The following is a 20,593-nucleotide window of genomic DNA, read 5'->3' on the forward strand; positions in this document are numbered from 1 at the left end:
CCATCGCGGCGGAGCGAGCAACGGCGCCGCGACGGAGTTGGCAGTCTACTTGGACAGCGGTTACGTGACGGGGATCCTGTCCACCTACGAGATGGAATCCGCCCGCCCATCTGCCTGACCCGCCGACTGATAATCGGGAGCTGAAAGAACCCATGAAACATGGGCCTGCCTTTCCCGCGAGACGCGCAAGGATCACGATTTCCGAGGCCGAGGACATAATCCGCTTGGCAACGGGATCGGACCGGCAACGCGCCGGGGAAACAGATGCTTCGGCGGTCATCGCGCCGAGCAACAATAATTTGGTCAAACCCGTGCGCTATTTCGGTGAATGGGTCGTGGCAAGAATAGCATCGCCCACTCGCGCCGATCCGTACATTAACACCTTGAACAACAATCCCCAGCCCGAAGGCCCGATTATGAGCCGACAGGATTCCGAGCGCATCATGTGCGGATACGGATACCTGCGGCGATATCCTGAGCTGCTTTATCAGGATGCGGAAAGAGGGATATCCATTCAACGAGCCATCACGAGGCCTGACGGCACTATCGCGCCGAGCTTGCGCAGGGTGCGAGCAGAAAGCGACCCGGGCGTCCATCAAAGGCTGCGACAGGCGGCCATCGCCGAACTTCCAGAAATATGGGGAGAATTTGAAAACATCCCGCTCAGCGTCTTTGACAAGTATGACCTGAAGATCAAGTCGATCAGGCAAATGTTCGAGAATGAACAAAGAGTTACTCGCCGCTTTACGGGGTGTTATGACACGGCTGAGCAGAATGAGAAATTTCAGCGATTCTTTCATCACTTCGGACTGGGAAGGCTAGAAAATTATACTCCGCCGGCAGGAGATGCCACGGCAAGCGAGGGCTGGGTTGAGCCGGGCCACGAAAACATGTCGGCATTCAATTATGGGACGCATCTTGACAACTATCTTTTCGTCGGGTCTGCCAATGGGCGTGCCGCCAAATCGGGGCACGCCCCAGAGATTTATGGCTGCGACCCGGATCGGCTGAACTTCGGGCCTCCAGGTATGTGCATCGGAGTTCATCTCCAGTGCAATGATTACCCTTACACGGCGGGCGAGATCGGTGAACTCGTCACGGGCTACCTCCCATACGTGGACAAGAAAAAGCATTCTTACATCGAAGCCAATCTGCCCAAGATGATGAGAACGATGGTCGGTGAAGACGCCACCGTTTACGCGTGGCAGGCTACGAAGTTAGTCGCCGAGCTGACGAACCGCCCCGTACCCCACAGCAATGTGCGCTGGCAGCGGACTCTTCCTGCGCACGTCCACACCACAATTGGGCATCTGAGAGTTCTGTCTGGGAGGGAGGCATTCACCGCAGAAGAATCCAGTAAAATGCTGGTCTCATACGTGGACCAGGAGGTAAGAAAAGCCGGTTATCCCGGCCTTCCGCGTGACATAGACACCATGGAAAAACTCCTCAATTTCCGCAAATATGAGAAATCTGGTCGTCAGTACATCGGTGGGGGCCTGGGTTCGCCGACTGCAGGCGGAAAAAAACGACAGGGCGAACCTGATGCGAGGCCATCGAACTCTGTAAATGCCAGAGCGGGAGCGCGTCAGAACATCAACACGCCAACTATCCCCGTTATGCCGATTACCGGCATCGTCTTGACAGCCACGATCGGGCTCGCGAATATTGCCAAGGGGTTCCAGGAGTTACCGCAACAAGGGGGCGCGGCACCGGGCTCCACTGCTGCCACTAACGCAGGACAACCTATGGTTCCACCGGGAGTCCATCCCGTACCAGCTCGGCACCATAAGAGAATTGGGGAACTCGAGCCGAAGTTCTGACATCAAGGAAAGCGGAGGAAGAGAAAGCTGGGGCGAGCCCCGCCGGTGACTATTCATCTCATGCGCACAGAAGGCGGCTTGAAGAAGGCATCTGATCCAGGTTGCCGGTGGTTTGCCCGTTCGTGGTAGCCGTTGCCTGGGTGGGTTGTTGGTGAATACGACTTCTCGGCATGCATACCGCAGTGATGTGACTGATGCACATTGATCGAGCCGGTTTTCATAGCCTGGCGTGCCGCACGGACTGGACCCAGTATGGCGGCGCGCGTTCACGGCCTGTGGGAGATCGTGAACGTGACCTTGTACGTCGACCGCACCGGGACCCCGTGGGAGTACCTGTCGCACGACTACCCGCCCTACAAGCTTCGCCAAGCGGGATGCCGCCGGACAAGGCCGGAGGCGCAGAGCGAGTCGGCTTTGGGTGATCAGGCAGCAGGCGAGTTTGAGGAAGGCTTCGTGGATGTCGGCGCGTCGTTCCCAACGGATGCATAGGCATCGGAAGGCGTGGAGCCAGGCCAACGTGCGCTCAACCACCCAGCGCTAGGCGCCCAGTCCGCGACCGTGTGGTGTGCCGGGTCGGGCGACCACCACACGATGCGGCGTGCACGGATCTGGCCGCGGTAGACGCCGTGGTCGTAACCTCGCTCCGCGAACAGAGAGTCGGGTTTGCGCCGCGAGTGGCCGACGCGCCCCGGACCAGGGGAGTCGCGTCGAGCAGCGACAGCAGCTGGGTGACGTCGTTGCGGTTGCCGCCGGTCAGGATGACGGCAAGCGGGGTGCCGTATCCGTCGGTGATCAGGTGATGCTTGGAGCCGGCGCGGCGTCGGTCAACCGGCGATGGGCCCGTCGTGAACTCCCCTTTTATGGCTATGGCCCAAAGGGTAACTCGTTTATGAAAATATTCGTTCTTCAATGACCCGAAGAATGATTCGGCCATCGCATTTTCGAAACAGATTCCAGTGCAGCCGGCGGACCAGTGCAGCCCGAGTTCATCGAGGGCTATGGCGTACTCGGCCGACATGTAATTGCTGCCGCGGTCCGAGTGGAATAATGCGCCCCGGGCGAGTATGTGGTTCCGGACGGCGTTGCGCACGGCCTGGGATATCGGGAGCGTCTGGTAGTGGTCGTTCATGGTGTAGCCGATGACTCCCTTTGTGCAGAAGTCGATGACGGCCGCGCCAGTTGTAGTGTCCGGACCGGGAATCGTCGAGGCGGTCGCATATGAATGCGCCGGGATATGCGTACCTCGCGTTGTCAAGCCGTATCGTTTCGATGAACTCGGACTTGCTCGCTGCCGGGGATCCCTCGCGAAGTATGCTGCCGCTACTTTCGGGAACAAGTTTTCCATCTCCATCTCCATCTCCAGCTCGCGGACGCGGCGCTCCAGTTCCTTCAACCTCGCGCGTTCGTCCACGGGAGAGACCTCGTGGGCGCTCTTGTATGGACCACGAGTTCTACGGACCGGCCGTGGAGTCGATGCGCCGCTCCAAGCGCCGCGTCGACGGAGAGGTACCGTCGCCGACTCCCCGGCAGACAGCGAGAACATCAACGTCTTCGGCGCCATCGAGGTCGACTTCGAAGGTGAACTCGCCCAGCTCGGCCCCACCGCATACCGGCCACTGTGTATTTCCGACGCACCGTTTTGACCGCAACTGCCCGGCAGGGGAACAGGAGCGCCGCCCTTCCCACCCCGCCCACCTGGGTTAGGCGCAGGAACGTCGGCCGCGACGTCAGCCGCGCCACCCCCACGGCCGTCGCCGACCTCCATCCCGACCACGTCGCCGAACTGCCCGCGGCGCCGGTCCCGGAGGTGCCGGTGCCGCACGACATGCCCGGCCTGCCGACCGCCTTCCTCCATACGGCCGCCGAGCTCGACCCCGCCGTGCGGACCGCACTCGACCGGGGCGTCGTCCTCCGCCGCGGCCAAGGCCACACCCTGCGCGTAGCACCGTGCCCGCGATCCACCGCGCGCTCCTCGGCCGGTGCCAGCCCTCTCACGGCTCCGCAGCAGTCCCCCGGCAGCGCAATGCCTGCCGCGAATACGAGAGCCAAGTCCACACCCGCGCGATTTTCTGCGAGTACTACCAGGACCCCAGCAGCGCAGCGACTACCTCGGCGCGCTGCGTTCGCTCGGCACCTTCCTCGACGACCCGGAACAGCACCAGCCGCGGTGGTCAAGTACGTCGCCGAACAGCGCGGGCTCAACTTGGCCGCGCGCTTGCCGGGTACGGCGCCGAGCGGACCCGGTGAGACCAGCAGGCGATCAAGGACTCCACCGCTACCAGAACTTGGCCGGGCTGACGCCGACAGGTCACATAGGCCCCGCGAGGTGGGCCTGGACCTCGCCGGCGGTCAGGCCCATCGCGGACAGAGAGATCACCGTCTCGTCCACCTCGGACAGCCGCCGCTGCCGCTTGCGGACGATCAGCGGCTCGAACGACGCGTCCCGGTCCCGCGGCACCGCGATCTCCGCCACGCCGACATCGGGTCAGCACGCTCTTCGCGCGGTTGTCGTTCCGCGAGTTCCCGGTGTCCTTGCCCGCCGGGTCGTGCTTCTCATAGCCGAGGTGGTCGGTGATCTCGCTCTCGAGGGCGGACTCCAGGTCCCGCTAGTGCTGTGACCGGAAACGTTCACCGGGTTGTCGGTGGTGGTGATGGTCTGCGTGCCGGTTGGATGTCATGGACATCCAACCGGCGACAGGGGGTTCGGTGGCAGAGCCGGTCAAGGTCCGCAGACTGACCGAGGACGAGGGTCGCAGGCTGCAACGCATCGTGCGACGCGGGACCACGAGCGCGGTGCGGTTCCGCAGGGCGATGATCGTGCTGGCCTCGGCGGGCGGGAACACGGTCCCGGTGATCGCCCGGTTGGTCCAGGCGGACGAGGACACCGTCCGCGACGTGGTCCACCGGTTCAACGAGACCGGGATGGCCAGCCTGGACCCTCGGTGGGCGGGAGGCCGTCCCCGCCTGCTCAACCGTGACGACGAGGACTTCGTCGCGCAGACGGCCACCACCCGCCCGACCGCCCTCGGCCAGCCGTTCACCCGCTGGTCGATCCGCAAACTCGCCGCCTACCTGCGCAAAGTCCACGGCCGCGTCATACGCCTCGGCCGCGAGGCGTTACGAGCCCTGCTGGCCCGCCGGGGCATCACCTTCCAGCGCACGAAGACCTGGAAGGAGTCCAACGACGTGGACTTCGACGCGAAGCTCGACCGCATCGCGCACGTCCTGGACCGGTTCCCGGACCGGGTGTTCGCGTTCGACGAGTTCGGCCCGCTCGGCATCCGGCCGACCGCCGGCTCCGGCTGGGCTCTCCGCAGCCGACCGGACCGCCTGCCGGCGACCTACCGCCGGCCCCACGGGGTCACCTACTTCCACGGCTGCTACTCGGTCGGCGACGACACCCTCTGGGGCGTCAACCACCGCCGCAAGGGCATCGACCACACCTGGGCCGCGCTCCGCTCGATCCGCAAGGCCCGCCCGGACGGCGCACCGATCTACGTGATCCTGGACAACCTGTCGGCCCACAAGAACTGGCGGATCCGCAACTGGGCCCGCAGGAACCGCGTCGAGCTGTGCTTCACACCGACCTATGCGTCCTGGGCGAACCCGATCGAGGCGCACTTCGGGCCGCTGCGGCAGTTCACCATCGCGAACTCCAACCACCCGAACCACACCATCCAGACCCGCGCGCTCCACGCCTACCTGCGTTGGCGCAACACCAACACCCGCGACCCCGGCCTGCTCGAAGCCCAACGCCGCGAACGTGCCCGCGTCCGCAGCGAAAAGGGCGTCCGCTACGGCGGACGCCCTTTGCTCACAGCAGCCTGACCACCCGGCAACCCGGTGAACGTTTCCGGTCACAGCACTAGGTCAGCTCCTGCAGCCCGCCCTCACCCACCAGGTCCAGGCCCTGGGCGCGGGCCCGGCCCAGCAGCTCGTCGATCAGCCGGCCGTTGACTGCGTCTTCAAGGGGCGCCTCAACCGGACTGTCCTGCAAAGGCTCTGACAGCACGTCAGTCATCTCTCGGTGTCACTTTCAAGATCAAGTTGCACCGTCGGTTTAAGAATCCCGTCACTGAAGGCAGGGCAACGCTCGGTGACACACGCACCACGTCTGGGCCCCGGGCCGTACGGGCTGGTGACGCGGTTATCGGATCCACGGGGCGCCTGGTCCGCGGCCCGCCCCAGCCTCTCCACATGGTGGCACTGGAACAGGACAGGTCACCGCTGCGTGCTCCGGTGCGGTACAGCATCCTGAACCGCGGGCCAGTGTCGATTGCCCGCGCAGTCAGGGCCCTGCGCGCGAAAGCGCGTGGTAGCGGACGAGGCTGTCGGTGGCTGCCGTCGGCCCGTCCGCGACCGTGATGGAAATCGCCAGCCGCGGGCTCGCTTATGCGGCTTTCGTGGTGCTATTGGTGCTACGACGGGCTGATCGTAGCTTCCTGGGATCCCTCGCCGAGGACCATCGCCGTGATCTCCTCGGCGCAGCCCCAGGAGAGTGAGAATCCGGCCCCGCCGTGGCCGTAGTTGTGCAGCAGCCGGCCCACGGCGACGCTGTCTTCCCGCAGACACACCTCACGGCGGGTGGGGCGCAGCCCGACGCGGCACCCCACGACACGGGCGTCCCGCAGCGCGGGCTCCACCGCGGCACAGCGCTCGATGATCACGCGTACGACCTCCGGATCCGGGGCCGTGCTCCACTCGTCCGGCTTCTGCGAGCCGCCGAGGGCCACCGTCGGGCCGTGCGGATAGATGTAGGTGTATTCCGTTGTGCCAGGGGTGTCGTCGCAGAAGAAGGAGTCGATGCCCGGGTTCTCGACGATGACCAGGTGGCCCTGCACCGGCCGTACGTCTGGGTCGGGGACGAGTGTGCGGGCACCGGCTCCGGAGCAGTTGACGACCACGGGCGCCTCGTCGGCGGCCTCGGCCAACGACCGGTAGGTGTGCAGACGCATGCGCCCGCCGACGTCGGTCAGGCGCCGCACAAGGTGGTCGAGGTACACGCCCATGTCCGCGACCGGGGCTTGGTACGGCCATCCCATGACGAATCCGTCCTTGAGTTCTCTCGGCTCGCACCACCTCGCGCTCACCGCCTCCGCCCAATACGGCAGGTCGCACGGCAGCCGCGACTGCTGGCTGCCCGCCCGGATCCGGACACCTGTGTGCGGCCCCTGTCCGGCTATACGTGTCAGTTCGCGCAGGGTTGTCCGAGCCCACCCCGCGACGCGCTCGTGAGGCTGTACGAGGTATGGGTCCCAGACCGCGCCCGCCGCGAACGACGTCGATTTCCCGGGTGGAACGGCGGAGTCCACCCGGACACGTAAACCCGCCTCGGCGAGCGACACCGCGCTCGAAAGGCCGATGATGCCCGCGCCGATGACCACCGCGTCGACGCTGCCCTCTGGCTGTGCAGTGAGCAACTCCAACTCTGTTCCCCCGTTGCTCGGCGTTGCCGAGTTTCGCGAATACTCCGCCGGCGGCCCGCCCGGCGTCGCCGTGTGCGCCGGACCGCCGGCGCTCGGATCCGGGGTCCCGGCTGAGCACTGCCTCACGACTGACGAGAAACATTTCGCACAACGGACGGCGGTTGCGAAGCCGTGACCGGAGTTTAGTCGGAGAAGGGGTCCGAACACGCCGCTTGCGTTGGCGACGCTGTGCAGATGGGACCGCCGGCACTGCGGTGGCGCCAGAGCTTGTCAGGCGCGGCAGGGACGTGTGTCCCGGCGAGCGACCTACTGAGCTTGCTCCGCTTTGACGGGCACCGTCGTTGTGGCGTTCAGGCCGCCGCGAGGGCGGCTTCGTGTGCGACGAGGTGTGGTAGCCGAGGCTGCTGTGGAGCCTGCGGATGCTGCACCGGGCCTCGATCCATTCGCAGATCTCGGCGGGCGATGGCCCGTGTCGGCCAGCGGCGGTCGGTTCCCAGGTCGTTCTTCAAAGTGGCGAAGAACGATTCGGCGAGTGCGTTGTCCCAGCACTGGCCGGTGCGTCCGACCGAGAGTCGTATCCGGAATTGCTGTGCCAGAACGGCGAATTCCCGACTGGGCACGATAGACCTGAAGCAGTTCACAGGCGCGTTGGAGACTGCGACCTGCGCGTTTCTCCGCCTCGATGAACGGGTGGACCGTCACCGGGTCTCGCGAACGAAGAAGCCGTCGCCCGCTTGAGGACCTCCACGTCCTGCCGCAGCCGCGTGTTCTCCGCTCGCAGCCGCGCGAGTTCCTCCCGCTCGGATGACGTCAGGCCGTCGCGTTCGCCGTCGTCGACCTGGGCCTGCTTCACCCAGTCCCGCACCGCGGTCTCGGTCAGATCGAAGTCCTTCGCGACCTGACTCGCCGACCGGTCGCCCTGTCGGCGCAACGCGACGATCTCGGCTTTGAATTCCGGCGCGAACGAGCGGCGAGGCCGAGGCTTCTTCCCCGTGCTCTCCATGATGGACATCCTCCCGAAACCCAAGCAGCCTGACCACCTCGCCAACCCGGCGAACGATTCCGGTCGCAGCACCAGGGCGCATTCCCGCATGCATCGGGACCATGGCGAATCCGTGTTATCTCCCGCAAGTGCGGAGCCGACGAGTCCCCGGAGGCAGGTGACTGATACTCCGGGACGAACCCCGTGCATGCGGGGCGGTCAACTTTGATCTTGAGGTCAGGTGTGCTGGGTGAAGGCGGGCAATCCCCGCGTACGCGGGGTCAACGCTGATCCGCCGCTGGCCCGATGAACTGCGGCCGAGGCATCCCTGCGCACGCAGGGCCGACTGGCCGACTTCCCCGCCCGAGGGGAACACGTCAGGGCTATCCCCGCACACGGGGCCAACTCCAGAGTTCGGAACCGTCGTCTAAATTCCGTCGGGCTATCCCCGCACACACGGAGCCGGCTCCCAATCCCGTATCGGTTCCGACAGGTGTCCCCGCACACGCGAGGCCAACAGCTGTCCCGAGATCGTATGCGCGCCTCCACGCGAGCTATCCCTGCATACGCGGAGCCAACATCGGGCTCTTCATGCCCTTGGGAATCTTCGTCGAGCTATCCCCGCACACGCGGAACCAACGGCAACCGCGACCTCGTGGCGGGATTCCTCGTCGAGCTATTCCCGCACAGGCGGAGCCAACATCCGCTCGAACCGCGCCTTCCCGTCGTGGGCCGAGCTATCCCCGCACACGCGGAGCCAACACTTGCTGACGTGTGCGTTTGCGATGGCCGAAGACGAAAACGCTTCACGTCTCCTGCGTCCAGCACGATTGGCAAGGGGCTTGATGGGTATCGCCACTCGGCGCTGGGCACAGTTGCGGAAGCATACACGGCGGACCTCTCGGGCAAACCTGGGTACACATCAGCACCCGATCATTGCGTAGGCACCGTGCCCAGCCAGGATGGCAATGGTGACGGCCGCGAGCTGCTGAGTGCTTGGCTGCACGCAAGCATCTGAGGCGCTGGTGCCGCCCGGCGCCTCGGATGGGCGATGGCTCCGGCGGTCTGCCCGCGCGCCGTCGATGGGCCGATCAACTTTTTGCGCCCAGTGCTGGTCAGATCGCGCACCTCGTGCTGCCAGATCACGCGAGAACACCCCCTCAATGTGGCCGGCTTGCTAGACAGGGCGCCGGGGACCGGCGCGGCAGCACAGCAGCCGAGCACAAGGGGGTGCGGCGCATGAGTGCCACGAACAAGAGGCGCGGCCCCCGCGACCCTCTCGCGGCCGTATCCACTCTGGCGGCCGTGGTGGCGGCCGCTGCGCTCCTTGCGGCCGCGGCGTACGTCGACGGCCGCCTCGCCGCAGCGATCGGCGGGGCCTTGGCGACTGCGGCGGCGTTCGCGGCGGAAGTGGCCAGGCGGGTGCGGCGCCGCCCCGTAGTGGACCGGGCAGCGGGGCATCTGGCCACACGGGCCGACCTGCACCGGGTCGGCACAACCGCGGCCCGCGGCACCGCGGCCCGCCTGGGTGTGGAACCGGGTACAGCGCCGGGACTGCTCATCGGGCGCACCGTCGGCGGGAACCGCGAGCTGTGGGGCTCATGGGAGGACATGCACATCGACATCTGGGGCCCGCGCACCGGTAAGACCACAAGCCGCGCCATCCCCAGTGTCGTGGCCGCACCGGGCGTCGCCGTCGTGACGTCGAACAAGCGCGACATCGTCGACGCCACCCGCGAAGTGAGGGCCAAACGAGGCCCCGTCTGGGTGTTCGACCCACAGCAACAGGCCGGCGAGAGCATCTCGTGGTGGTGGAACCCGTTGACCTTCGCCACCAGCTACCCCCGCGCGCTCATCATGGCCGGCTTGTTCTCCAGCGTCCCCGAGGCCAAGCACATGCGCAGCGACGGCTATTTCCACCCGGCCGCGCAGACCCTGCTTGCCGGCCTGCTGTTCGCAGCGGCGCGCGACGAGCGGCCCATCACCGACGTATACATGTGGCTCACTCGGCCCACAGACGACAGCGCGGTGCGGATCCTCCACGACCACGACCACGACCTGGTGGCGGACTCCGTCGCTGCCATTCAGGCGTCGCCAGAACGGCAGCGGGCCGGCGTCTACGGCACCGCCGTGCAGATGGCGTCGTTCCTCACCGCCCGGGACGTGACCCGGTGGATTACCCCGGGAAACGAACCCGGGAGGCCGGAGTTCCGGCACGCCGACTTTGCCGCGGGGGACGTCGGATCGCTCTACCTCCTGTCCGAGGAGTCCAACAAGGCGGCGTCTCCGGTGGTCCTGGCGTTGACCACCGCGGTCGCCTACGAACTGGAAGGGCGCGCGATCGACAGTCCCGGCGGCCGGCTGCGGGTACCCGCCCTGTTCGTCCTCGACGAAGCGGCGAGCGTCTGCCCGTGGGAGGAACTGCCGTTCCTCTACAGCCACTACGGATCCCGCGGCATCGTCATGATGACGATCCTGCAGTCCTGGGGACAAGGCGTCGGTGTCTGGGGCGAAGCGGGGATGGCCCAGATGTGGGACGTGGCCAACGTCCGCGTGTACGGCGGCGGTGTTCCGGCCAACAGCTTCCTCGGCACGCTCGCCGCCGGTTCCGGAGTGTTCGAAGCCCGCACGACCTCGTACTCCGGCCGGGGCATGGGCCTGTGGAAACGTACGGTGACACGTGCGTCGCGTCCCGAAAAGGTCCTCGACGTCCACGACTTCGTCGCACTCCCGCGGGGCCGCGCCTACGTGAAGTTCGGTGGAGCACCCCCGGTCCTGGTGCGGACCATCCCGTGGTGGGAAGGCCCGCACGCCGACGGCATCCGCGACTCGTTGGCCCGCCACGACCCGCGCCGATCGATCCCGCGTCCCCAGTGAGCCGCGAAGCACACCGCATCACCGAAACCCCACGGCCAGGAGGCCCGTTGTACAGCAACGCCGACACGGACTGGGACGCCTTCGACCCCGCCCAGTACATGGCTCACAACTACCTCAGTCTCACGCCCGACGACCGGCGCCTTCTGGCACTCACCCGCGACCGGTTCGCCACCGCCGACCTGCCCATGGACGCGCGCGGGCTCGACGTCGGGTCCGGCTCCAACCTCTATCCCGCCCTGGCGATGCTGCCGCACTGCCGTGAGATCACCCTCTGGGAGTACGGGGCGGGCAACGTCGACTGGTTGCGCACCGAAGTCGCCGACTATTCCCCGCACTGGGACGCGTGCTGGGCCATCCTCGCGGAAGCCGCCCCGTACCGCCGCGTCGGCGCACCGCGGACCGCGCTGGCCGAGCGGGCCCGAGTCGTCCACGGCAGCGTGTACGACCTGCCGGCCACCCAGTGGGACCTGGGGACGATGTTCTTCGTCGCCGAGTCCATGTCCGAACTCTTCGACGAATTCCTCGCAGCCGTCGACGCTTTCACCGCCGCACTGAAACCGGGCGCCCCGTTCGTTGCCGCGTTCATGGAGAACTCCGAAGGCTATGCGGTCGGGGACCGGCCCTTCCCTGCCGTCGGTATCGACAGCGGCACGGTGCACGCGGCATTCGCGCCCGCGGCCGATGAATTGGTGGTGGAACGTATCGCGCCGATGGGGGAGAAGCTCCGCGACGGCTACACCGGCATGCTGCTGGCCGTCGGGCGGATCCGTGCCGAGCGGGGCACGGATCCGTGCTGATCAGGCCGAGGCAGCAGATCCTGGAGATTTGGCGGGCGGTTGCGCGGATGTCCGACGACGGGCTGGCCTCCCACCGAGCCGCAGGGGCCAACTCCATCACGGAGGCAGAGAAGCTGCTGTGCCTCATGTACCCGGCGTACGAACTCGACGGATTCCGCCTCGACACCCCCGACGAAACGGCGGACGACGTACTTGACGCCTTGCGGACCTTCGGCGACCGGGTGAGCATCCCCAAACGCCTCACGGAGATGATCGCCGACTACCTGGACACCTACACCGAACCCGATGGAACCCCGGTGTTCTCCGGCGGGAACTGCTTCGTGCCCGAAGACCCCGGCGCCCGGCCCGCCGCCGCGCAGACGCGCCTTGACGTCGTCAACTCACTGTCGATGTCGCTCACCCTGACGCTGACCTCGCTCCGATTCCTGCGCGGGTTCGGCCGCGAGGTGCGCCGTCCGGAACTGCGGCAGCGGATCATCGCCGTCGAAGCCGCACTCACCCGACGCCTCACCGCCTCCATGACCGGCCTGATCCGGAGCTTCGCTGTGCGGACGTTCGCGCGCACGTCGCCCGAGGGACGTGCTCTGAACGCCATGATCGGACGGACCCGGGTGGACTCCCGCGATGGCGAGGCGCAGCTGTCGCGGCTGCTCAGACCGGTCCGCCACGGCCTGGCCGACCTGCTCCGCGGTACGGAAATGGCGGCGGACCTGGACGATGAGGACACTCTCTTCGAATGCGGCTGGGCATGGTCACCCGTCGCGAAGACGTCGCCGATTGCCACAACCGCGTCCATCAGCGCGCAGCCCGTCGGTGTGGCCGCACCGATACCGGACCTGTACTTCACCGTCATCGCGCTCGACGGGCTGATGGACATCTTTGCCGACCGGACCCTCATGCTGGGCCTGCTCACCGCCGAACAGCAGCAGTTGGCCCACACCCTGCGGTTGCAGGCCGAACTCACCCACCGGTACTGGTCCACACTCGCGCGCTTCGGCGAAGGACCCTGGCCCCTCGAACGACTGCCCTGGCAGACCATCGACGGCCGCAAGTCGGACTACTTCAGCCTCCTGGTGATGTCCGTGGTAGCCCAAGACCTCCTGCGCCGCCGCGCGGGTGACGAAGACCTTACGCGTACCATCCGCACGATCGAACAACTCGCGATCCGCGCCGGGATCTTCGACCGAGCCGACACCGACGAGGCCCACAACGCGCCGTCCGCGCGCGTACTGCACGTCGCCCTGCCCGGCAGCGAAACGCTCGGCCCGGCGCTGCAATGGCGCCTGACCGACTTCCCGAGCGTCCTGCTCAAACGCGTCGTCCAGTTCGCCGACCTCGCGCACGAACCCGAATCCCGTGAACGCCTCCTGCGCCTTGCGGAAGCCGCCCTGGCACACGTGTGGGAAGCACGGCGCCGCGGCGGCGCCGCCGACGGACTGTGGCACGAACTGGACCGGACCCACGCAGACACCCCACGGCCCCCCGCGCTGACGTGGACGCACACCGAACGTGTTGTCGAAAGCCTCGTCGCGGCCGCAGGCATGCTGCGCGGCGCGCCGCTGCGCAGCATCCAGGTCACCGAACTCGCCCGCAGCATGATCCTGGAGGCCGAGCACCTCCTCGGCCGGGAACTCCTGTACGTCGCGTCCGGACCGGTGACTTCGCTGCACACCAGCCTGCTGCGCATGCAGGCGCGGCTCCAACGAGCGCGTGAAATCCTGGGCGAACGCCCCGCCAGCGCGTACGCGATCATCGCCGAGACGCTGCGCGAACTCGACGAACTCACCACCGCCCGGCACAGCACAAGTGTGGGAGCCTGAACATTGCTCGTCTTCGTCACCTCCGACAAAGGCGGCACCGGCCGCTCGGTCACCAGCGGAAACCTCGCCTATCGGCGGGCGCTCTCCGGTGACGACGTGTGCTATCTGGACTTCGACTTCGGCTCCCCGACCGCGACTGGCGTCTTCGACATCCCGGCCGCGGACGCCACGTACGGCGGGCTTCACTCCTACGTGCAAGGCCGGACGTCCAGCCCACGCGGCATCGACGTGTGGACCGCGTCCGACCGGCGCGGCCTTTGCCCGCCCACCGCGGTCCGCGGACGGCTGGTGCTGTTCCCCGGCGACGTGGGCGGCGGGGAGTTCGCCCTCACCGCACCGGCCATGGACAACTGCATAGATCTCCTCTTGCGCCTTGAAGAAGAGTTCGACGTGTGCTTCGTCGATTGCAGCGCCGGCCGCTCCTATGCCCTCGACATGATGCTCACCGCAACCGCCGACCCGCGCCTCGACGGTATCTGCTCCCGGTGGCTCGTGTTCCACCGATGGACCCGCCAGCACATCACGGCAGCATCAGGACTGGTGTTCGGACCTCGCGGGGTCTTGCAGTCCGGCGCGGCGCGCGGGCACGACCCGGAGTCCCTGCGCAACAGCATCCGCTTCGTACGCACCGCCGTCCCGTCCGCGGACGCCTTCGGCTTCGGCGAACTGCGCCCATCGCAGGTCGCCTGGCAACGGAGATGCGACGACCAACTGCGCGACATGGCCGTTCGGCACCACCTGGGCCCCAGTGTCGTACTCGGCACGATTCCCTTCGAACCGATGCTGCAATGGCGCGAACAGCTCATCACCGACGCGGACGTGGCGCTGAGCCACGTGGCCAACCCGGAAACCGTGGGCGCCTTCGACGACCTCGCCCAGCGTTTGTCCGACGAGATGGCATGGGAAGGACTGTGAGCCCGATGACCACGCAGTTCCACGAGAGTTCCGCGGAGACCCGGATCGCCCATGTGCCGTTCTCCCACCTCTCCGTCGAGCTGGGACACGTCTACATGGAGGACTTCGAAGCGGGCGAGGACGCACTACGCCGACGCCTTGGCGGCCTCGGCCCGTGGCTTGCCGCCGCCGAGGATTCGCTCCGTCTCCGGCTCGGCAGCCGCCGCCCGCGTGTCAGCACGTGCTTCCTTGTCGACGACTACTTCGCCAGGACCGTGCCTCCCCGCGAAGCTCTTCCCCTGCTCATCACAGTCGCCGCGGAGAGCGGCCTTCCGCTCGACTACATCGCCCGCGAATCCGCCTGCGCCCACGCCGACGGCACGGCACCCGCCGAACTCGTCGAAGCCAACCTCGTGCCCGTGCCGCTGCCGGGTGACAACGGCACCCGCCCGCCGGCTTCCGCATCCGGATGGCTCAGCAACGGCCGCAGGTCACCCGCCGCCTTCGGCGGCGAGGCAATGGCCGAGCCGCCGGCATGGGCCGCGCCATGGGAAGTCAGCGCACGGCGGCACTCGGTGTTCGCCGACGTCCAGCTCTGGGACGACGAGAACGGCACACGAACCTGGTCGTGCCCGTTCCTGGCCGCCGTATGGCAACTCATACGGCTGGGGATGCTCCGGCACGACAACCGCGACGTCGTTCGGCCGCGGCCGTGGAACGGCACCTACCCCGACGACTGGGACGAACTTCCGCCTATCGTACGGCTCAACGCGGACGCACAGCCGTTCTGCGCGTACCGCACGCTCTCCGTCCTCGAACCGCGTTTCCTGCCGATCGAGCACGCCGTGCGCGTCATCCTCGACCAGTTCGCCGCCGACCCCGACGTGCTGCATCAGACCGCTGCCCGCCACGCGGCCGAAGCACCCGACCCGCTCGGCGAGATCGTGGACCGGGTCGCCTACGTCTTTCCCTCCACGTGAGGGCGGCGCAGCCCGCGACCGCGGGACCTAGCCCTATCGCCGTCCTCGGAGAGATCGTCACCGGGTTGCTCGCGCACTCGACCCCCGTCACTCCGACCGGCGCCGCCGAACTCCTCGCCCTGCCATGCGGCCGCGCCGTCCGGACGTGGACACGGCCGATCGCCCGCACTGTCACACCCGCCACCGCGACGGGCGTCGACTGCGGGCTTCCCGCCGACACCACCGGAAAGCGGGTACGTGGTATCGGCAGCATGCTGGCACACACGGCGCTCACCGGCGGCCGTGTCCTCCAAGCGAACGCCTTCGCCCGCGTCACATCCGCCACCACGGACCACCGGCTCCCGTGGTCGCATTACCTGTCGCACTCCGGAACCGTCGAAGCAGTCGGCCGTATCCGCGCAACGTCCTTGGCCGAGGGGTTCTTCGACGCTGGGAGAACTCCGGACACCCTCGACCCCGGGGGCATCGCCGGGCACCGACTCGCCGCCGTGCAGCAATCGCCCGACCTCGACCGCCGTCCGCCCCTGAAAGCGGCACGCACCAGCCTCCGGTGGGCGATCGTCCGCGGGAATCCCGAAAACCCGGACAGACAAGCCGAGTTCACGGTCAGTGGAACCCACACTCGCACGCTCCTGCTGCGCGCCGAGGACCTCGACGACGTGGCCGACCTACTGGTCTTCAGCGAAGACATCGCCCGCCACGACTGGCTGCTCACCGTACTGGGGAACCTCCTCGACCACCCCCACGAGTCCCCTGCCTACAGCCACCGGCTGCGCATGGCCGCCGAGCACCTCGCCCACCTGTGGATGCCCGCGTCCGTGCCGACCCCGCGCACCGCCGAGCTCTGGGACGGCTTCGAACGAGTCCCGGGATTCACCCGCCAATGGTCCACGATGGAGGCCCGGGTCCGCCGCACGATCGCGGCCCGCACGGCCTCAATGCTGGAGCACCCCGGGCGAACCAGGAGCGGACACAGGCCGCCGGGGGCGTAAGACCGCACGGTTCTGACCTGCCCGGGGCGCGCCTGGGGTACGTCGGGATTCGTCCACCGGTTGCCGGGAGGCGAGTCGCTCATTGCGTCCGCGACGGAGGCGACCGAGGGCCGCGCCCCGGGTTGCGGAGCCTCAGCGGGCAGCGACAGGCGACGGGGACGCGGGTGTGGCCGGTAGCGGCGCTCCGGGGACCGCAGGCGGTAGCAGGAACGCGGTGCTTACTGCTGTGCCGTTGTGTTGGTCCCCGACAACGGTGAACAGACCCACGCCGCCGCGCGTCACGAAGTCGGGCAGCTGTGTCCCTTCAGGCAGCCGATCGATAGCCTTCGTGCTCGTGTTGACCGTCACCGGGTCGGGTGTGTCGTCTTGGTCGTCGCGCAGAGTGCCATAGGCCGTGCCGCTGTCGGTGAGCGCCGCGAACAGGACGCCGCGAGTGGTCTTGTCGCCGCTGTAGCACTGGGCCGTCCGCGCCGACAGGTCGAAGAGCAGCGAGCCCACGGCGACATACCGGCCCTCCGGAGACGAGAGTGCGGTGAGCTCGGGGGGAGAGCCGCTATTCGACGCCACTCCGATGTCACACGCCGCGGACACCAGCAAGTCCCCGGTGGTCAGGTCGTGCAGGGCATAAACGGTGCTGCCGTCGTTGTCGTGATACCACCCGATGAGGACGGTGCCTCCCACGACCTGGATGACGCGTCCACGATTCGCCCCGTGAGGAGCGATGGACGCGCTCGTCCATCTGCCGGGGATGCCGAATCGCAGCTCGTCGCTTGCCGGCTGTTCCGTTGTCAGGACACCGGCGGCAGTGGGCAGCACAGGGACGTCCTGCACGGTGCAGCCGCTCCGTTTGGTGGAGCAAGACCTGGTTACGGGTGCGCCGACCGCGACAGGGGAGACGGCGCCCGTGAATGGATCCCACAACGCCCCTTCTTGGGCCGTGCCGTTCCCGTCCGCGGTGCCGGGGAACAGGACGCCGCCGTCGCCGACGGCGGCCACCGCGTTGTCCAACCCCCCGGTGACCTCGCGTTCCAGGTGCGCGGTAGGCGCGACGTCCCGGCCTTCTGCGCTCACCGGGAACGAGTCGACCACCAGGAGATCGCGGGACCGGGCGATGCCGGCCGGGGGGACGACACCGCGACGAACGACGACCACATACTCGCCGCCTTCGGTCGAGATCACGTGGAGCTCGGGCGTGCGCTGCGCGCTCAGCGGACCGAGAGGCTTGGACGACCACAGCACCGTGCCGTCGTCCGCCTTCCGGGCGATCACCGCCGGGAGTTGCGTGGCGGGGTCCGCGGAGGCGTCCGAGGACGGCGGGCCCGCGAGGGGCGACGCTCCTTCGGTCGGATTCTCCTGCGCGGACAGGTCGATGAAGACGCCGGCCATCGGCGCCACGGTGAAGACCCGCTGTCGCTGGTCCGACTGCCAGCCACGTGCCTGGTCGAAGGCGGTCGGCACGTGCAGGTTCGAGGAGCCGACAGCTTGCGGTGCTTCCGTCGGGTTTACGACGGCATCTCGGGTGCCGACGGAACCACCCCCCACGCAGCCGCTCAACAGGAGTGCGGCGATCGGCAAGAACGCCAGCCGAACGCCGATCCGCAGCCCGCGGGGCCGGCATCGGCCAGGTTCGCTCGAAGTCGCGGTCATGTGCCAGTCCACCAAGGTATGTGCTTTTCCCACCGGGGGATATGGGGCCGGATCGGGGCTGCGCGCCCACTCGACGCCGGCGTCCGCAGGACCCGCTTCGAAGGACCGGTCGAGACGGCATGGTCCACCATCCCCCATCAGGATCAACTCCGATGTCACGCCCGGATATCCCGGTGGCGCGCGCCGCATTGCGCGATACGGCCGATGCGCCGAACCCAGTTCTCCGCGCCGATGCAGGGACAGTGCTGACCGATCGTGTCCAGGTCACCCGCGTGGACATCCGCGACGACGCCGCAGCCGCCGACCGGCCTCAACCGCGCTCCAGGCACACACACAGCCGACGCCCAACCAGGACACGTGCGGTTCGGTGGCCTGCACCCTCACCCGCACCGCAGGGCGTCCCCCGTCCTCGACCCACGGCTCGACACATCCCAGGTCGGCAAACACCAGCAACAGCCCCGCCGCGTCGACCCGCTGACCTCCGCCAGATCGATCTGAGCCAGGCGAACTCGGCCGGAGTCGATGCCGCGGTATGGGTCAGCGCTTCCGGAGAGGCCACATCGCTCCGCACACCAAACCGCCCGCCGTGTCCATTGACGCCCTTCCGCCAGACGCAACGCAGCCGGTGTCGATCCTCAGGGACGACGTGTGGTCCGTATCGGGTTGGACCACGTTCGGAAAACGCTTGAGCGACAGAGGGTCCGTCAGCCGAAGAACGAACGCGTTTTGCTCGGGCCCCATTTCTCGACGGCTGCGCCTGCTCCGACCTGGCGGCCCGAGTGCCGTGCCCAGGGTGAGATGAGACTGATCGCCCGGGCCGCAGGGGCGCCCCGTGGCGGCAAGAAACCACGGGAAGCTGGGGTGCGCAATTCACGGGGATCTCGTCCAGGAGGACGTTGCTGGGAGAGCGTCCTGTTCCTCGCGCCGCCCTTCACGGCGTACGCCCCGTGTAGGTAGTAGGCCAGAAGCGTGCGTTGCGCATGTCGGCCCGCGCCAAGGCGCCTTCGCGCGAAATTTCGGGCCTGGCAACCCAACTCAGTGACCTGGGCACGATTTCGCGCGAGAGGGAGCATGGCTTGGGCAAGGTCGGCGACGACATCGTCTGGCTTGACAGGGGAGTCCTCCGGGCCGTGTCTCGGCAGGAGTCTCCCGCTTTTCGGATCCAGCGCCTCCCGGAGTCCGCCGACGTCCGTGCTGATCACGACCCGGCCGGCTGCTTGGGATTCGGCCACGGTGAGGCCGAAGGCTTCCTCCGCGATCGTGGGCGAGAGCATGACGTGGACCCGGCCGTAGAAGCCGGGCATCTCCTCGCCCGTGCAATTCTCGAAGTGGACCAGGTTCCGTCGAGAGCCATCTGGCTCGACGGCCACGATCTCCTCAGCGATCCCCTTGACCGTCTCCTCGTAGCCGTCGGCGCGCTCGTACTCGGCCCCTACGCTCCGGGCCGGGGAAGCGATCCGCAGCTGAGGCTTGGCACCTTGCGTGCGACAGTCCGAGTCGCGCACGACTTCCGCGAATGCACGGACGGACTCCAGCACGCCCTTGTTCGGCACCATTCGCGCGGCCATGCCGAAAACAACGGACTCCTTGTCCGTCAACGCGACGTCGGGGACGCCCGCAAACCTCGCCGTCTCCACGCCGATGGTGATGGCCTGCACATCGATGCCGAGCTTCTGCCGATAGAAGTCGGCCATGTACTGGGAAACCCCGAATGTCCCGGAAAAGGCTTTCACGGCCTCCGCGTTCCGGTCTTCCTTCTTCCCGTTGAACGGGCTGTGGAAGGTGTGGAGCAGAGCGAACGGACGCTTTTCGCGTTCCCGTTGGTCCCGCAGGCTTGCGAGGCCTTTGGCTACCTCGGGTCTGAAGGCGTGGCCGTTATGTACATGAACGATGTGTGCCGTCGCCAGGTGTGGTCCTAGTTCGGCACGTACCTCGTCGGCTGACGGCACAGGTCCGTCGAGATCCAGCACGGCGAGCTTCTCCGCCCGTACGCCGGGGATATCCGGCGCGCTCCCTGAGCCGTAGTACCAAGTGACCGTATGGCCTTCGGCGGCGAGGATGCGGGCGTAGGTGCGCAGGTGAGAGGAGACGCCGTCCCCCTCCGATGCCCAGTAAACGAGCGCGATGTTCTTGGGCGTGGCGCGCGCGAGGGGGTGTTCCTTCCGATTCACCGAGCGCCGCCATGGCGTCGGTCCGTCGGGCTCGCGGTCGGTGCTGCGGGAAGCTGCTGCCACACGTCGAGGCTACTCTTGAGCCGCGTGTGACGACAGGGCGGTCCGGACCGGGGGTGGGTCCTCCTTGCGGGCGACCTCGCTGGGCGTCGTGTCGCGGTCGTATCGGGGCTTCGGGTTGAGGCCG

14 protein-coding genes and 2 pseudogenes are annotated in these 20,593 nt (G+C 67.3%); 9 read left to right on the plus strand and 7 right to left on the minus strand.

Annotated elements, in window-relative coordinates:
* Positions 1 to 224: 224 nt before the first annotated feature.
* Both ABEA93_RS25980 and ABEA93_RS25985 read left to right on the plus strand, forming a co-directional pair.
* Positions 225 to 1,820, plus strand: a complete 1,596-nt coding sequence (locus ABEA93_RS25980) for a hypothetical protein (protein ID WP_345678197.1) — start codon at positions 225 to 227, stop codon at positions 1,818 to 1,820.
* A gap of 291 nt (positions 1,821 to 2,111) precedes the next feature.
* On the plus strand, positions 2,112 to 2,309 hold the full coding sequence (locus ABEA93_RS25985) for a hypothetical protein (protein ID WP_345678309.1): 198 nt from the start codon (positions 2,112 to 2,114) through the stop codon (positions 2,307 to 2,309).
* On the opposite strand, the pseudogene ABEA93_RS25990 reads toward ABEA93_RS25985, so the two are convergent.
* Both ABEA93_RS25990 and ABEA93_RS25995 read right to left on the minus strand, forming a co-directional pair.
* Positions 2,226 to 2,679 (minus strand): annotated as a pseudogene (locus ABEA93_RS25990) (IS5 family transposase); the annotation flags it as partial. The gene ABEA93_RS25985 and the pseudogene ABEA93_RS25990 sit on opposite strands and share 84 nt — an antisense overlap.
* 1,461 nt (positions 2,680 to 4,140) lie before the next feature.
* A pseudogene (locus ABEA93_RS25995) lies at positions 4,141 to 4,420 on the minus strand (transposase); the annotation flags it as partial.
* 106 nt (positions 4,421 to 4,526) lie between these two features.
* Between ABEA93_RS25995 and ABEA93_RS26000 the strand changes: the two are divergent.
* Positions 4,527 to 5,648: an IS630 family transposase gene (locus tag ABEA93_RS26000; protein WP_345678198.1), complete on the plus strand. Its 1,122-nt coding sequence runs from the start codon at positions 4,527 to 4,529 to the stop codon at positions 5,646 to 5,648.
* A gap of 37 nt (positions 5,649 to 5,685) precedes the next feature.
* On the opposite strand, the gene ABEA93_RS26005 is transcribed toward ABEA93_RS26000, so the two are convergent.
* The 3 genes from ABEA93_RS26005 to ABEA93_RS26015 form a co-directional block, all read right to left on the minus strand.
* Complete coding sequence (locus ABEA93_RS26005) at positions 5,686 to 5,841, minus strand: hypothetical protein (RefSeq protein WP_345678199.1); 156 nt, start codon at positions 5,839 to 5,841, stop codon at positions 5,686 to 5,688.
* Positions 5,842 to 6,238: 397 nt separating this feature from the next.
* A complete protein-coding gene (locus tag ABEA93_RS26010) occupies positions 6,239 to 7,246 on the minus strand; it encodes an FAD-dependent oxidoreductase (RefSeq protein ID WP_345678200.1) in 1,008 nt (335 codons plus the stop codon).
* A gap of 637 nt (positions 7,247 to 7,883) precedes the next feature.
* The gene (locus ABEA93_RS26015; protein ID WP_345678201.1) at positions 7,884 to 8,249 is read right to left on the minus strand and encodes a transposase; all 366 of its coding nucleotides are present in this window, start codon (positions 8,247 to 8,249) and stop codon (positions 7,884 to 7,886) included.
* A gap of 1,218 nt (positions 8,250 to 9,467) precedes the next feature.
* Here ABEA93_RS26015 and ABEA93_RS26020 point away from each other — a divergent pair.
* From ABEA93_RS26020 to ABEA93_RS26045, 6 genes are read left to right on the plus strand one after another with little or no spacing between them, the layout of a single operon-like run.
* Positions 9,468 to 11,105, plus strand: a complete 1,638-nt coding sequence (locus ABEA93_RS26020; protein ID WP_345678202.1) for a type IV secretory system conjugative DNA transfer family protein — start codon at positions 9,468 to 9,470, stop codon at positions 11,103 to 11,105.
* Between the two features lie 47 nt (positions 11,106 to 11,152).
* Entirely contained in the window at positions 11,153 to 11,902 is a 750-nt protein-coding gene (locus tag ABEA93_RS26025) for an SCO2525 family SAM-dependent methyltransferase (protein WP_345678203.1), read from the plus strand.
* The gene (locus tag ABEA93_RS26030) at positions 11,896 to 13,722 is read left to right on the plus strand and encodes an SCO2524 family protein (protein ID WP_345678204.1); all 1,827 of its coding nucleotides are present in this window, start codon (positions 11,896 to 11,898) and stop codon (positions 13,720 to 13,722) included. Before ABEA93_RS26025 ends, ABEA93_RS26030 begins: the two co-directional genes overlap by 7 nt.
* A 3-nt stretch (positions 13,723 to 13,725) precedes the next feature.
* Positions 13,726 to 14,637, plus strand: coding sequence for an SCO2523 family variant P-loop protein (locus tag ABEA93_RS26035; protein ID WP_345678205.1), 912 nt, complete (start codon positions 13,726 to 13,728; stop codon positions 14,635 to 14,637).
* Positions 14,638 to 14,642: 5 nt separating this feature from the next.
* Positions 14,643 to 15,596 (plus strand): SCO2522 family protein, encoded by a 954-nt coding sequence (locus ABEA93_RS26040; RefSeq protein ID WP_345678206.1) that lies wholly within the window; start codon positions 14,643 to 14,645, stop codon positions 15,594 to 15,596.
* On the plus strand, positions 15,593 to 16,588 hold the full coding sequence (locus ABEA93_RS26045) for an SCO2521 family protein (RefSeq protein WP_345678207.1): 996 nt from the start codon (positions 15,593 to 15,595) through the stop codon (positions 16,586 to 16,588). Before ABEA93_RS26040 ends, ABEA93_RS26045 begins: the two co-directional genes overlap by 4 nt.
* Positions 16,589 to 16,720: 132 nt before the next feature.
* On the opposite strand, the gene ABEA93_RS26050 is transcribed toward ABEA93_RS26045, so the two are convergent.
* Together ABEA93_RS26050 and ABEA93_RS26055 are read right to left on the minus strand one after the other, a co-directional pair.
* Entirely contained in the window at positions 16,721 to 18,046 is a 1,326-nt protein-coding gene (locus tag ABEA93_RS26050) for a hypothetical protein (protein ID WP_345678208.1), read from the minus strand.
* Between the two features lie 893 nt (positions 18,047 to 18,939).
* Positions 18,940 to 20,469, minus strand: a complete 1,530-nt coding sequence (locus ABEA93_RS26055; RefSeq protein ID WP_345678209.1) for a glycosyltransferase family 4 protein — start codon at positions 20,467 to 20,469, stop codon at positions 18,940 to 18,942.
* Between the last annotated feature and the right edge of the window lie 124 nt (positions 20,470 to 20,593).

Source organism: Yinghuangia aomiensis, assembly GCF_039542225.1.
Taxonomy (GTDB): domain Bacteria; phylum Actinomycetota; class Actinomycetes; order Streptomycetales; family Streptomycetaceae; genus Yinghuangia; species Yinghuangia aomiensis.